This is a genomic window from Saccharopolyspora gloriosae, assembly GCF_022828475.1.
Lineage (GTDB): Bacteria > Actinomycetota > Actinomycetes > Mycobacteriales > Pseudonocardiaceae > Saccharopolyspora_C > Saccharopolyspora_C gloriosae_A.
Map to the genome: position 1 here is coordinate 900,535 of NZ_CP059557.1, position 13,031 is coordinate 913,565.

General features: G+C 71.3%; 10 protein-coding genes and 1 pseudogene. 8 read left to right on the top strand and 3 right to left on the bottom strand.

All coding sequences use genetic code 11. The annotated features are described in order from the left end of the window. Positions 1 to 193 precede the first annotated feature (193 nt). Entirely contained in the window at positions 194 to 2,149 is a 1,956-nt protein-coding gene (locus H2Q94_RS03875) for a Xaa-Pro dipeptidyl-peptidase (RefSeq protein ID WP_397545419.1), read from the bottom strand. 335 nt (positions 2,150 to 2,484) lie between these two features. Between H2Q94_RS03875 and H2Q94_RS03880 the strand changes: the two genes are divergently transcribed. The 4 genes from H2Q94_RS03880 to H2Q94_RS03895 all read left to right on the top strand — a co-directional run bounded on the left by H2Q94_RS03880 (position 2,485) and on the right by H2Q94_RS03895 (position 7,056). Next, on the top strand, positions 2,485 to 4,320 hold the full coding sequence (locus tag H2Q94_RS03880; protein WP_397545420.1) for a glycoside hydrolase family 3 protein: 1,836 nt from the start codon (positions 2,485 to 2,487) through the stop codon (positions 4,318 to 4,320). Positions 4,321 to 4,590: 270 nt separating this feature from the next. Next, positions 4,591 to 5,415, top strand: a complete 825-nt coding sequence (locus H2Q94_RS03885) for a biotin--[acetyl-CoA-carboxylase] ligase (protein ID WP_243792082.1) — start codon at positions 4,591 to 4,593, stop codon at positions 5,413 to 5,415. 178 nt (positions 5,416 to 5,593) lie between these two features. Next, positions 5,594 to 6,112 (top strand): PH domain-containing protein, encoded by a 519-nt coding sequence (locus H2Q94_RS03890; protein WP_243792085.1) that lies wholly within the window; start codon positions 5,594 to 5,596, stop codon positions 6,110 to 6,112. Beyond that, a complete protein-coding gene (locus H2Q94_RS03895; RefSeq protein WP_243792088.1) occupies positions 6,109 to 7,056 on the top strand; it encodes a hydroxymethylglutaryl-CoA lyase in 948 nt (315 codons plus the stop codon). The genes H2Q94_RS03890 and H2Q94_RS03895 overlap by 4 nt, the downstream gene beginning before the upstream one ends. Here the strand turns inward: H2Q94_RS03895 and H2Q94_RS03900 are convergent. After that, on the bottom strand, positions 7,049 to 7,510 hold the full coding sequence (locus H2Q94_RS03900) for a MaoC family dehydratase (RefSeq protein WP_243792090.1): 462 nt from the start codon (positions 7,508 to 7,510) through the stop codon (positions 7,049 to 7,051). The two genes, H2Q94_RS03895 and H2Q94_RS03900, sit on opposite strands and share 8 nt — an antisense overlap. Positions 7,511 to 7,725: 215 nt before the next feature. Between H2Q94_RS03900 and H2Q94_RS03905 the strand changes: the two genes are divergently transcribed. Together H2Q94_RS03905 and H2Q94_RS03910 are read left to right on the top strand one after the other, a co-directional pair. After that, a complete protein-coding gene (locus H2Q94_RS03905) occupies positions 7,726 to 9,438 on the top strand; it encodes a glycohydrolase toxin TNT-related protein (protein ID WP_243792092.1) in 1,713 nt (570 codons plus the stop codon). Beyond that, a pseudogene (locus H2Q94_RS03910) lies at positions 9,435 to 9,686 on the top strand (hypothetical protein); the annotation flags it as partial. The gene H2Q94_RS03905 and the pseudogene H2Q94_RS03910, both read left to right, overlap by 4 nt. A gap of 376 nt (positions 9,687 to 10,062) precedes the next feature. Here H2Q94_RS03910 and hisN read toward each other — a convergent pair. Beyond that, complete coding sequence (gene hisN / locus H2Q94_RS03915; RefSeq protein WP_243792094.1) at positions 10,063 to 10,836, bottom strand: histidinol-phosphatase; 774 nt, start codon at positions 10,834 to 10,836, stop codon at positions 10,063 to 10,065. Between the two features lie 204 nt (positions 10,837 to 11,040). On the opposite strand from hisN, the gene H2Q94_RS03920 reads away from it, so the two are divergent. Together H2Q94_RS03920 and H2Q94_RS03925 are read left to right on the top strand one after the other, a co-directional pair. Further along, positions 11,041 to 11,715 carry a response regulator transcription factor gene (locus H2Q94_RS03920; protein WP_243792096.1) on the top strand — a complete coding sequence of 225 codons (675 nt, stop codon included), beginning with the start codon at positions 11,041 to 11,043 and terminating at the stop codon, positions 11,713 to 11,715. Between the two features lie 11 nt (positions 11,716 to 11,726). Then, positions 11,727 to 13,001 carry an ATP-binding protein gene (locus H2Q94_RS03925; protein WP_243792098.1) on the top strand — a complete coding sequence of 425 codons (1,275 nt, stop codon included), beginning with the start codon at positions 11,727 to 11,729 and terminating at the stop codon, positions 12,999 to 13,001. The last annotated feature ends 30 nt before the right edge of the window (positions 13,002 to 13,031 follow it).

Here is a 13,031-nt window from a genome sequence, read left to right on the forward strand (position 1 = left end):
GGCAAAGGCGCCGTTCACCTCACCGGTGCCACGAGGTGAATGGCCGTGTTGGCCGGTCTTATCCGGCGAGGGCCATTCACCTCATCGGTGTCAGATAGGTGAATGGCCCGCTTGCTGGGCGAAGGAGCCGTTCGCCTCGGCCGGGTGATCGGAGGTGACGGTCCCCGGCGGGAAGTGCCGGGGACCGTCACGTTCAGCGGGTGAAGGTGTCGCCGTTGAGGTGGATCTCGGGGCGGGCGGGGACGCGTTCCGGCCGGACCGTGGCGGTGCCGTTCGCGGGAGCGTGGAGGCCGGCGTCCTTCGCGGCGGGGGAGCCGCCGACGATCGGCAGCGACACCGAGGTGCCCGCCAGGCCCAGATCGACGCGGCCGGGTTGCGCCGGAGCGTTGATGAACGCGGCGTCGGTGCCCGCGACGATCAGCCCCAGCCGGTGCCCGGCGGGGATCACGTGATCGGTGGTGGCCAGGCGGAACGTCATCTCGTACGGGTCGCCGGGGGTCAGCGGGGACTCGTGCTCCAGCGATTCGTGGTTGGCCAGGTCGGCCCAGCCGCGGGAGATGATCTGGTAGTCCACGTCGGTCTTGGTGGCCTCGGTGTCGAGGTAGCAGGCGTCGTCGCCCTCGCGGCTCTCGCCCCAGCACGACTCGGTTTCCAGCGTGCGGATCCCTTCGCCGTCGCCGAGGTGGTCGCGGGTGGTGGCCGGGCCGTAGTCGACGAGCACCGCCGACAGGTGCGCGCTGTCGGTGGCGGGAGTCGCCGTCACCGAGATCGACCCGGTGCCCGCCAGCCGCAGGTCCTCCTGCAGGGGCGCGCTGTTGAACAGCGCGCGAGCCGGGGACGCCTGATCGGGCTGCTGCGCCCAGTCGTATTCGTCCTGCTGCGCGTCATCGGTGAACGAGGCGCGGGCGTCGGCGGGCGCGGGGGCATCGGTGAGGCCGCCTAGCCCGTCGGTGTCGCCGGGAACCGGGTGCAGCGTGGTCGATGCCGGGTTCTCGCCGGACCAGGACGGCTCGTCGGCCCACTCGTCGGGAGCGCGTTCGATGCTCGCGGCGGGTTCGGCGTTGATGCCGTTGTCCAGGCCGAGCAGCGTGTGGTCGAACCAGCGGTGCAGCGTGTCCACCCACTCGGCGCGGCGGAAGTCGAAGGGGTCGGCGTGGCCGGTCTGGCTCAGCCACACCTTGCGCGGCACGTCCTGGGCCGCCAGCGCGTCCCACCACTGGCCGAACTGGATGGTCTTCACGTTGAGGTCGTTGAGGCCGTGGACCGCGAAGACGTCGGCCGTTACGTTCGACGCGTCCGGCACGTGGTCCCGCTCGGTCCACAGTGGAGTGACGTCACCGTTGGCCGGGGCGCCCTCGTCGAGCCGCTGCTTGACGGCGGCGCACTCCGGCCTGCCGCCTTCCTCGACCGTCTCCGCCAGTCCGCGCGGGTCGGCGCCGAAGGACACGCCGTCGGAGCGGTAGTAGTCGTACCAGGAGCTGATCGCCCCGATCGGCACGATCGTGCGCAGGCCTTCCACGCCGGTCGCTGCGACGCCGTTGGCGATCGTGCCGTCGTAGGACTTGCCGATCATGCCGACGTCGCCGGTGGACCAGCCGGCGCCGACCTCGGCTCCGCCGGTGGCGGCGTCGTAGCCCTTCGCACGGCCGTTCAGCCAGTCGATCACGGCCTTCGCCGAGGTCACGTCGGAGTCGCCGCCGACGTCGACGCACCCCTGCGAGCGATTCGTGCCCGCCAGATCCACCAGCACCGTCGCGTAGCCGCGCGGCACGAAGTAGTTGTCGTAGAACAGCGGGAAACCGGCCGGGCGGTCCTGGTCGTCGTAGGTCTTGAGCTCGTTCTCGTTGCCGCGTCCGCAGCACGAGTAGTAGGGGCTCGCGTCCATGATCACCGGAGCGGGCGAGTCGCTCTGCGGCCGGGCGATGTCGGCGGCGACCCGGTCGGTCGCGCCGTCCCCGTCGCCGTCCAGCCCGGTGTCCACCCACACGGTTTCGCGCACCGGTTCGGCGGCGAACACCGGCTCGCTGCGCGGTGCGGGAGTCGGCCGCGGGGCGTCCGGTGCGGCGAGGGCGGGTGTCGCGGTGAGCGCCAGCAGCGCGCTGCAGAGCAGGACCGCCGGTGCTCGGCGCGGGAGAACGAATGTCGGCACGGCCACCTCCGATGATCTTCACGGCAGCTTAGGCCCGCAGATCATGTCCAGACCACTGCCGAAAGTGTGGCTACCGGAGTGAACGGACCGTTCGTCCAACGGGATTGGTCAAACGGTCCGTTCACTCGAAACCGGTGTGCGCCCGGCGCCCGGCTCCGGGGGAAGTGAGCGGACCGTTCGTCCAACGGGATTGGGCGAACGGTCCGTTCACTCGGATCGGATTCGGTGGTCCGAGGCTCCGTTTGGAGGTAGAGGGCGTGAGAGCGCTCCCATAAGTTGTTCGGGCGCGGCTTTCGTCCGGAACGCGCGCTCATGGCTCTCAAGGAGGAGAACCGATGCGGGGTAACCGCTTGCGGAGATCGTCGATGGCCACCGTCGGCCTGGCGACGATCGCACTGCTCACCACCGGCCTGGCTCCGGCGATCGCGGCTCCGGCCGACTACCGCGATCCCGATGCGCCGATCCCGGAACGCGTCGACGACCTGATGTCGAAGATGTCCTTGGACGACAAGCTCGGCCAGATGGTGCAGGTCGAACGGGTCGCGGCACCGCCGGAGGAGGCCGCGAAGCACGGGGTGGGTTCCGTGCTCAGCGGCGGCGGTTCCGCCCCGGAGCCGAACACGCCGGAGGCCTGGGCGGACATGTACGACGCCTACCAGCGCGCCGCGCTGGACACGCCGCTGGGGATTCCGCTGATCTACGGCGTGGACGCGGTGCACGGGCACAACAACGTGCAGGGCGCGACGATCTACCCGCACAACATCGGTCTCGGCGCCACGGGAGATCCGGAGCTGGTGCAGCGCATCGGCGCCGCCACCGCCGAAGAGGTCGCCGCCACCGGCATCGACTGGGACTTCGCACCCTGCCTGTGCGTGGCGCGCGACGACCGCTGGGGGCGCACCTACGAATCCTTCGGTGAGGACACGGACCAGGTCTCCGCCATGGCCAGCGCCGTCACCGGCCTGCAGGGCGAGCGGCTGGGCGGTTCGCCCACCTCGGTCTTGGCCACCGCCAAGCACTACATCGGCGACGGCGGCACCACCGGCGGCGATGACCAGGGCAACACCGAGATCAACGAGCAGGAGTTGCGCGACGTCCACCTGCCGCCGTTCCAGGCCGCGATCGACCGCGGCGTCGGCTCGGTGATGATCTCCTACAGCAGCTGGAACGACGTGAAGCTGCACGCCGACCGCTACCTGGTCACCGACGTGCTCAAGAACGAGCTCGGCTTCGACGGCCTGGTCGTGTCCGACTACGACGCGATCGACAAGATCGACGGCCAAGAGGAGGAGTTCACCCCCGACGAGGTGCGGGACTCCGTCAACGCCGGCCTCGACATGATCATGATGTCGGAGAACCACGAGCTGTTCCTGGACTACCTGCGCGCCGAGGTCGACTCGGGTCGGGTGCCGATGGAGCGCATCGACGACGCGAACCGCCGGGTGCTCACCAAGAAGTTCGAGCTGGGACTGTTCGAGAACCCGTTCGCGCAGCGCGACCTGCTGCCGTCGGTCGGCTCCGCCGAGCACCGCGAGCTCGCCAGGGAAGCCGCCCGCGAATCGCAGGTGCTGCTCAAGAACGACGGGGTGCTGCCGCTGTCCAAGGACGGCGGCAAGTTGTTCGTGGCGGGCAAGAACGCCGACGACATCGGCAACCAAACCGGTGGCTGGACGATCAGCTGGCAGGGTTCCAGCGGGGACATCATCGAGGGCACCACGATCCTCGAAGGCATCCGGCAGGCCGCGCCGAACACCGAGGTCACGTACTCCCGCGATGGCGAGGGCATTGACGACAGCTACGGCGCCGCGGTCGTGGTCGTCGGCGAAACGCCCTACGCCGAGTACGAGGGCGACCGCCCCGACGGCCTCAAGCTCGACGACGAGGATCTCGGCACCATCGCGAAGCTGCGCGAATCGGGCGTGCCGGTGGTCGTGGTGACCGTGTCCGGGCGTCCGCTGGACATCGGCGGTGAGGTCGAGGGCTGGAACGCGCTGCTCGCGTCGTGGTTGCCCGGCACCGAGGGGCAAGGCGTGGCCGACGTGCTGTTCGGGGACCACAACCCGAGCGGGAAGCTGCCGATGACCTGGATGAGCTCGTTCGAGCAGCAGCCGATCAACGAAGGAGACGGGCAGCAGCCGCTGTACCCGCTGGGCTTCGGGTTGAGCTACTGATTCTCCGGCGGTCGTTCGTCTGAGGGGTCGGGTAGCGGAACCTCAGTGAGCCTCTCGTTGCGGGCTCTTCTCCGCCACGAGGGAAAAGCCGTCCTCGCGAGAGGCTCACTGAGTACCCGCCGGTGGTTGTGCTGCTTCGGTGGTCGTTGCTCAGCGGCTTCGCCGCTGACAAGACGAGAAGGGCCGCGGCGGGCGCAGGGATCCGCCGGATCGGGCGCGTCGGCGCAGGTCGGTGGTGGTCCGGTCGGTCGGCGCTCGTAACCTTGCGGCATGGTTGCGATGCTCGATGAAGCGGACCTGCGCAGGCGGCTGGTCGACGAAGGGCCGTTCGCGGCGCTCGACGTGGTCACCGTGACCGGGTCTACGAACACGGACCTGGTCGCCGCCGCCGGTGCGGGCGCTGCCGACCGCACGGTGCTGTTCGCCGAGGAGCAGCAGGCCGGTCGCGGCCGGTTGCAGCGCACCTGGATCTCCCCGCCCGGCTACGGCCTGCACGTCAGCGTGGTGCTGCGCCCGGAGACCGTGCCGCAGAGCGCGCTCGCGTGGCTGCCGCTGATCGCCGGGGTCGCGCTCGCCGAGACGGTGCGGGACATGTTCGGGGTGCGCGCGACGCTGAAGTGGCCGAACGACCTGCTGCTCGGCGACGAGGACCACTGGCAGAAGGCCGCGGGCATCCTCGCCGAAGCGGTCACCACCGCGGAGGGCCTGGGGATCGTGCTCGGCATGGGCGTCAACGTGCACCACGGCCCGGACGACCTGCCGCGTGGCGCGGGCGGCCTGCCCGCCACTTCGCTCGCCGAACAGGGCGTCACCGTGGATCGCCAGGAGTTCGCGGTCCGCCTGCTCACCGCGCTCGCCGCCGCCGACGACCGGTGGCGCGCGGCGAACGGGGACGTGGTGGCCAGCGGCCTGCTGGACCGCTACCAGCGGCTGTGCGGCACGCTGGGGCAGCGGATCCGCGTGGAGCTCGGCGGCAACGACCTGCTCGGCACGGCCACCGACATCGACGTCGGCGGCCGCCTGGTGGTCCGCGGCGTCGACGGCGCCAGCACCCCGATCTCAGCAGGAGACGTAGTCCACCTCCGCTCGAACTGAGCAGGCGCCTGAAGATGGCTTCTGTTCCGCTTCTTCGTCAGCGGCGTAGCCGTGCCTGGATGCGCGAAGCGCACAGCCCACGTCGAGAAGCCGCCACCCGGACACCTACGTAGATCCATCTCCAAACGTGTCCTACGGGTAGCGTGATCGGCATCGGGAATTTTGGGAGGGATCTCCGGTGGCTTATCCGGACGGCTTGCTGAGTGAAGACGAGTACGTGGTCGTGCACACGCACCCGCATTGGAAGATGCTCGCTCTCCCGGTGCTGCTGTTCCTGGTGGTGGTCGGCGGCGGCTCCTACCTGGCCGCGCTGGCCGCCGAGCTGCCGTGGAACGTGCCGCTGTGGATCGCGCTCGCCGTCGTCGGCGGTGTGCTGATCATCTGGTGGACGCTGGCGCCGCTGATCCGCTGGCGCACCACGCACTTCGTGGTCACCTCGCGGCGGCTGATGGTGCGGGAAGGGGTGTTCACCCGTACCGGTGTGGACATCCCGATGTGGCGCATCAACAGCGTCCGGTTCAGCCACGGCATCGTGGATCGCCTCTTCGGCTGCGGCACGCTGATCGTCGAGTCCGCTTCCGACGAGCCGCTGGAGTTCGACGACATCCCCAAGGTGGAGCGGGTGCACACGCTGCTCTACCGCGAGGTCAACGACGAATCCGAGCAGGACGACCAGGACAGGTGGGAGCGGCGATGAGTGCTCCGGAGCTGGGGTTGCCGATGCGGGTGCCTTCACCGGAGGCGGCCGCGCTGCCGGAAGCGGTGACGATCTGGGAGGTCGGACCGCGCGACGGGCTGCAGAACGAGCAGGGCGTCGTTCCGGTCGAGGTGAAGCTGGAGTTCCTGCACCGGCTCGGCGCCGCGGGCCTGCGCATCGTGGAGACCACCAGCTTCGTGCGCCCGGAGTGGGTGCCTCAGCTGGCCGACGCGGCCGAGGTGCTCGCCGGGCTGAACCCGCGCGAGGGGGTGCGGTATCCGGTGCTGGTGCCGAACGCGCGCGGTCTCGACCGGGCGCTGGAGGCGGGCGTCACCGACATCGCGATCTTCGCCGCCGCCACCGAGTCGTTCACCCGCCGCAACCTGAACCGGGGGCTCGACGAGCAGTTCGCCATGTTCGAGCCGGTGGTGCGGCGAGCGGTGGACGAGGGGCTCGCGGTTCGCGGGTACCTGTCGATGGTGTTCGGCGACCCGTGGGAAGGCCCGGTTCCGGTCGAGCAGGTCGTGTCGGCCGGTCGGCGGCTGCTGGAGATGGGCTGCGCGCAGCTCTCGCTCGGCGACACCATCGGCGTCGCCACGCCGGGGCACGTGGAGTCGGTGCTGCGGGCGTTCGCCGCCGCGGGAGTGCCGTCGTCCCAGCTGGCCGTGCACTTCCACGACACCTACGGGCAGGCGCTGGCCAACACCTGCGCCGCACTCCGGCACGGGGTGTCCACAGTGGATTCATCGGCGGGTGGGCTGGGCGGCTGCCCCTACGCGAAATCGGCCACCGGGAACCTCGCCACCGAAGACCTGGTGTGGATGCTCGACGGCCTGGGCATCGAACACGGCGTGGACCTCACCGCGCTGGTCGCGACGAGCGCGTGGCTCGCCGAACAACTCGGCCGCCCCAGCCCTTCCCGGGTGGTCAAAGCCCTCAGCTGACGGGTCGGTTCGCGTCGCGGGTGCCGAACAGGGCGACGAACGTGAACCGCATGATGCGGTCCTCGCCTCGGTCGGCGGTGCCGCTGATCTCCACCAGGCCCAGGCCAGGCCTGCTCTTGGTCGGCCGCGCGCTGTTGACGGTCATGCCGAAGCGCAGCTCGTCGTCCGGGAACACCGGTGCCGACCAGGACAGCTCGTTGCCGCCGGGCGAGCCCTGCGAGGTGGAGTCCGCAAGCACGTGATCGACGTAGGCCCGCATCCACAGCGAGGACGTGTACCAGCCGGAAGCGCACAGGCCGCCGAGCACGGACCGCTTGCCCGCCTCCTCATCCAAGTGGAACGGCTGCGGATCGAAACGTCGGGCGAACGCCACCATCTCGTCCCGATCGATCCGCACCGAGCCCAGGTCGAAGACTCGTCCCGGCGTGAGGTCCTCGTACGCGATCGTCGCCATGCCCCGGATCATCGCAGCTCGACTCCGCCGCGCGACGGTGGGTGCGGGATCCGGCTCGGGTCGGGGAGGATCAACATGGAACCATCAACGCACGGCGTGCGTCCCACGGTCGGCCCGGCTCACGTGCCGGACGCGGGGCGTGCGGGTGCACTCCGAGCGGTGCTCGACCGAAGCGGTGCCCAGCGGCGCCGGCGTCTGCGGAAAGGGGAGTGGCCGTGGCCACCGATGAGCAGGCAGGCCGTGCCGACGAGGTGGCAGCGGGCCTGGAGGCGGGCGCCACCGCTTCATCCGCCGCGCGTTCGGTCGGAGCAGTGACGGGACAGGGCGCGGAAACCGGGCAGGCGGACTCGAGCGATGGTGCCGCCGGGAACGGCGGTGCGAACGTGCCGTGGCGCGGCGACGGCGAGCACACCGGGCCGATCTCCGTGCAGGTGCGCGGATCCGGGGCGGGCTGGGTCCCCGAGGACGTCGATCCGGCTTCGGTGACCGCGCCGCATCCGGTGCGCCAGGCGTGGGCCTCCCCGCCTCCCGGTCCGGCTTCTCATCCGGTGGCGCCCGCGCACGGCGGCCAGGTGTCCGCGCGCGGGTTCGCCGCCGCGCCCGGACGGCCCCCGCAGGGAGCGGGCGCGTTCGCGCAGCCGGTTCGACAGGGACGCCCCGTTGCCGGTCAGCAGGGCGGTCGCCCTCCGGGACGCACCGGAGCTCCCGGGCAGGGAAGCGGTGGTGCCGCGACCCCGAACCAGGCCGGTCGGCAAGGCCCTCCGGCGCCCCCGAACCGCCCGGACCCGTCGGTTCGATCGGGGCCGCACAACCGGCAGGGGCAGCACGACCAGCCCGCGCACGGGCCGGGACGACGGCCGCACGGGTCCGGTCAGCCCGGCCAGCAACAACCCGGCCAGCAGCAATTCGGGCAGCGGCCGGGCGCGGCGGAGCAGCACGCCGACCCCGCCGCACGCCCTCGCCAAGGTGACCGCAAGGAGACCGTGGCGTTCATGCTGCACCAGTTCCCGATCGGGTATCTCCCGGTGGCCGCGGCCAGCGCCAGCCGTCAGCTGCCTGCGCCCGCCGAGGCCGTGGATCCGCTGGCGGGGCGCAGGTTCCCGCCTCAGGACCACCCTCGCGCGGACCTGGTCGATGATCGCGACGCCCTCGCCAGGACGGGCTCCGGCGAGGCGGCCGCTGAAGAGGAGCCGGAGGGCGCGGAGCTTCCCGCGGACTTCACCACGGGCCACGAGCCGCTGGCCGAACTCAGCGAACTCGAATGGGAACGCCGCTACACCGGCCCCGCCGGGCACCGCTGGCCCGCTTCGGAGTCGGTGCCGGAGGGCGGCGCCGAGCCGGGCGAACCGGTGGTGCTGGAACCGGACACCGTGCTCGACGCGCTGGGCGCGGGCACCGGCTGGATCGCGGCGCCGGACGGCACCGCGTTCACGCGGCGCAGCCTGCCGCCCGAGTACCTGGAACTGCCGTACCACCGGTATCGGGTGCTGCGTCCGCTCCCGGTGTGGTGGGCGGTGTCGGAGCCGTGGTTCGCGGGAACCGGCGGCGGTGTGCGGTACCGGTTGACGCATTCGCTGGCCGAGCTCGTCGCACTGGGCCATCTCGCGGAGCTGACCACGGCGCGGCTGGCCGCGGAGGCGGGCACGCTGCGGCTCGACCGCGACGTCATCGACGCGGCCGAGCGCCGGGGTGCGGCGGAGCGCGCCGAGTCCGGCGTGGCTTCGGAGCAGGTGGCGGCGGACGCCGAGTCCGAACGGCACGGCGATCCCGGAGTTCCTGAGCACGGCGGCCCTGCGGTCAACGGACCGGGGGACAACGGCCCTGCGGCCGACGGGGCGAGGACACCGGAGCGGCCGACTCGACCGATGTCCGGCGGCGCCTCGCGGCGGGTGGACAGGCACGAGGCCACGGAGGAGATCGCGAAGTGAACACCGAATCGATGCTCGGCTGGCTGACCGCGATGGGCGTCCCCGCCGAGCTCGTGTCGCTCGGCACCGAGGCCGATCACACCTGGTGCCTGCTGCGCGAGGAGATCGACGGCGTGCCCGGCTGGGAAGTGTTCTGGCGCGAACAGGGCAACCGCTACGACTGGGCGCGGTTCACCAGCGAGCAGGTCGCCTGCTTCTACCTGTTCGGCAGGCTCACCTGGACCCAGGCGCTGCGCGGCGTGATCGGCCCCGTCGACCCCGACCGCCCCGCCGCCCGCACGGCCGCGCCCGCGAATCCCGCAGAACCCGACACCCCACCCCACGGCACCCCAGCCCCTGACCCCCACCGCAGGTCTCCGTGCACGGCTAACGGCTTTTGCCGTTGTCCTCGTCAACGGCGAGGCCGTGCCTTGCGGCATAGCCGTGCCTTGCGGCCGGAGGCCGTGCCTGTATGTGCGAAGCACATAGCCCACGTAAGCAGGATGACCACCGGCGGGTTCTCAGGTGTCTTCTCGCGAGGACAGCTTTTTCCCTCGTGGCGGAGCCACTTGGGAAAAAGATCCCGCAGCGAGAAGACACCTGAGGTTCCGCCACCCGCACACCCCGCGCAGGCAGTTCCGAAGATCAACCGAGAAGGCCAAGGGCCGTGCTGTGGAGGTGGGTGTTGCTGCTGAGGGCTGAGCCGCCTTGGAAGCCCACCCGGCCGCTCAGGTCGGTGAAGACGCCGCCCGCCTCCTGGACGATGATCTGCACCGGGGCCACGTCCCACGGGTTCACGATCGGCTCGGCGGCCAGGTCGATGGCGCCTTCGGCCACCAGGCAGTGCTGCCAGAAGTCGCCGAACGCCCGGTTCTCCCAGCAGGCATCGACCAGTCGCAGGTACGCCTCCCGCGAGTGGTGCTCCACCCAGGTGCCCAGGTGCGTCGTGGAGACGTAGGCGTCGGAGATCTCCCGCACCCCGGACACCGAGATCCGCTCGGCGGCGTCCCGCGTTCCGGTCCACGCTCCCCGCCCGGCGGCGGCCCACCAGCGCTTGCCCAGTGCGGGCGCGCTGATCACCCCGGCCGTCGGCGTCCCGTCCGCCACGAGCGCGATCAGCGTGGCCCAGGCGGGCACCCCGCGCAGGAAGTTCTTCGTGCCGTCGATCGGGTCGAGCACCCAGGTCCGCGCCGTGGAGATGTCCCCGCCGCGCTCCTCCCCGGCGACCTGATCGTCCGGGCGCTGCTCTGCGAGCACGGCCCGCACGGCGTCCTCGACGGCGAGGTCGGCGTCGGTGACGGGAGTGCGGTCGGGTTTGCGGTCCACGCTGAGGTCTCGGGCGCGGAACCGGTGCGAGGTGATCTCGTCCGCGGTGTCCGCGAGCCGCAGCGCCAGTTCCAGGTCATCGACGTTCGTCACCCGCCGAACCTTACTGTCCGCCCGCGGAGGGACGGTGGTGGCCTTCTCCGCCGCCCGTTGCCGGGGGAGCCGCCGAAACGCCGTCCCTCCGCAGCGCACGGACCCGGCCGAGTGGCCCGGTGCGGTGCGGCTACCAGACCCGGCGGAGACCACTAACCGCCTAGGAACCCAACCTGATCATGACCGACCTCTAGGGTGGGGTGCGTGAGCGTAGTGCTGCTGGCCGAGGACGACCCAGCCATTGCTGTGCCGTTGTCGAGGGCGCTGCAGCGGGAGGGCTACTCGGTGCGGGTCATCGAGGACGGTCCTTCGGCGTTGCAGGAGGCCGCCTCCGGCGGGATCGACCTGATGGTGCTGGACCTAGGCCTGCCCGAAATGGACGGGCTGGAGGTCTGTCGAAGGCTGCGCGCGCAAGGCCGCGGTCTTCCGGTGCTGATGCTCACCGCGCGCACCGATGAGGTCGACTTCGTCGTCGGCCTGGACGCGGGTGCCGACGACTACGTGGCGAAACCGTTCCGGCTGGCCGAGCTGATGGCCCGCATCCGGGCACTGCTGCGCCGCGGCTCCCCGGAGACGCTGGAGGCTTCCGGGGTGCGGCTGGAGCTGACGGCGCGGCGGGTGCTCGTCGACGAGGCGGAGGTCGGCCTCGCGAACAAGGAGTTCGAGCTGCTGCGGGTGCTCATGCAGCACGCCGGCCAGGTCGTGACCCGTGAGGAGATCCTCGACGAGGTGTGGCCGGAAGCCAGCCGCAAGGGCAGCAAAACGCTGGACATGCACATCTCCTGGCTGCGCCGGAAGCTCGGTGACGGCAACGGGAGAGCCGACGAGCAGCGGATCGCCACGGTGCGCGGTGTCGGTTTCCGCTTCAACGCGGACTGACGGATCGTTCCGTGTACCGGCGCATTCTGGTCGCGACGCTGCTGGCGGTGGCGGTGACGGCGGTCGTGCTGGGCCTGCCGCTGGGCGTGACGGCGTTGAAGCTGGTGGAGGACTTCACCCGCGCCGACCTGTCCACTCGTTCCCAGCAGATCGCCACCTCGCTGGACGAGCAGGTCGCCTCCCGGCATCCGATCGACGTGGAATCGGTGCTGCTGGCCGTTCCTCGGGACGCGCGGCTGATGGTGCGGACCAAGGACCACGAGTACGTCTACGGCTCCGACCCGGGCGCATCGCCGCTGACGGAGAGCGTGCCGATGGTGCAGAGCGGCACCGTCACGCTGTCCGCGCCGAGCGCCCCGGTGCGCACCCAGCAGTTCCAGGTCGCCGGGCTGGTGCTGCTGCTGGTGGTGCTGTCGGCGGGCACCGGAATGGTGGTCGCGGGCTTGACGGCGCGGCGGCTCGCGGATCCGCTGCGGCACGTGGCGGCGCGCGCGGCGCGACTCGGCGCGGGTGATTTCCGGGCCGATCCGAAGCGCCACGAGGTGCCGGAGCTGGATCGGGTGGCCGATGCGCTCGACGCTTCCGGGGCGGCGTTGTCGCAGCTGGTGCAGCGGGAGCGGGAACTCGTCGGCGATGTCTCGCACCAGTTGCGCAGCAGGCTCACCGCGTTGCAGCTGCGGCTGGAGGCGCTGGCGACCGCGCCCGATCCGGAGGTGTCCGAGGAGGCCGCGGCGGCGCTGGAGCAGGCGGAACGGCTCTCCAACGTGCTCGACGACCTGCTGGCGGCGGCGACGGCCGCGCGGGCCAGGGACGCGGAGCCGCTCGACGTGTCGGAGGCGTTGACCGAGGCGGCGGCCGAATGGCGGGAGCCGCTGCGCTCCCAGGGCCGCACGCTGCGGCAACGGGTGCCGGAGGGGTTGCTGGCCAGGGCGACGCCGGGGCGGCTGCGGGAGGCCATCGGGGTGCTGCTGGACAACGCGGTGCGCCACGGCAAGGGCACCGTGACGCTCACCGCGCGCAACGGCGGCGGCACCGTCGTGGTGGAGGTCGGTGACGCGGGGCCGGGCGTGCCGGACCAGCTGGTGCCTTACGTGTTCGAGCGGGGGTTCTCCGCGGGCGGTTCCACGGGCGTGGGCCTGGCGTTGGCGCGGGCCTTGGTGGAGGCCGATGGTGGCCGGTTGGAGTTGAGCAAGGCGCGGCCCGCGCTCTTCGAGATCTTCTTGCCGGTGGCGAGGGCCGATGACGTGCTCGGCGTGCCGTGGAAGATCGAATCCAGGCCGCGCTGATCCATCTCGGGCCGCTCGATGCTCGGGGTT

Excerpts from the sequence above, each read along its gene's own strand:
- H2Q94_RS03880 (WP_397545420.1), top strand. The coding sequence starts at position 2,485 with ATGCGGGGTAACCGCTTGCGGAGATCGTCGATGGCCACCGTCGGCCTG.
- H2Q94_RS03900 (WP_243792090.1), bottom strand. The coding sequence starts at position 7,510 with ATGGCGACGATCGCGTACGAGGACCTCACGCCGGGACGAGTCTTCGAC.
- H2Q94_RS03885 (WP_243792082.1), top strand. The coding sequence starts at position 4,591 with ATGGTTGCGATGCTCGATGAAGCGGACCTGCGCAGGCGGCTGGTCGAC.
- H2Q94_RS03895 (WP_243792088.1), top strand. The coding sequence starts at position 6,109 with ATGAGTGCTCCGGAGCTGGGGTTGCCGATGCGGGTGCCTTCACCGGAG.